At 38.4% G+C, this 279-nt stretch carries 1 protein-coding gene; it reads right to left on the reverse strand.

Annotation, left to right across the window (positions count from 1 at the left end):
- A partial coding sequence (locus tag AAEY88_RS13230; RefSeq protein WP_350563130.1) for a hypothetical protein occupies positions 1-279 on the reverse strand: 279 nt, incomplete at both ends.

The following is a 279-nucleotide window of genomic DNA, read 5'->3' on the forward strand; positions in this document are numbered from 1 at the left end:
GATCACGCACTCGTTTTTTTGACTCATTTTTCATTTTGCGACGCAAAGTTAGCGATATTGAACGATCTATCAATGTGCCAGGAATTTTACCGATACCTGATATTGCCTTAGCTCCAAAAACATTAAATGGTACGGGTTCATTATCATCACCGACGCAGCGTATAATGTGTGGATTATCCCGACTATGCCCCGCATTTAGTACACCTCTTATCCCTTCATTATCATTGATAAACGTATCAATCTCATCGATAAATAAAGTCGGCTTATAACTATCAATAG

This window comes from Psychrobacter sp. CAL346-MNA-CIBAN-0220, assembly GCF_040309805.1.
Taxonomy (GTDB): domain Bacteria; phylum Pseudomonadota; class Gammaproteobacteria; order Pseudomonadales; family Moraxellaceae; genus Psychrobacter.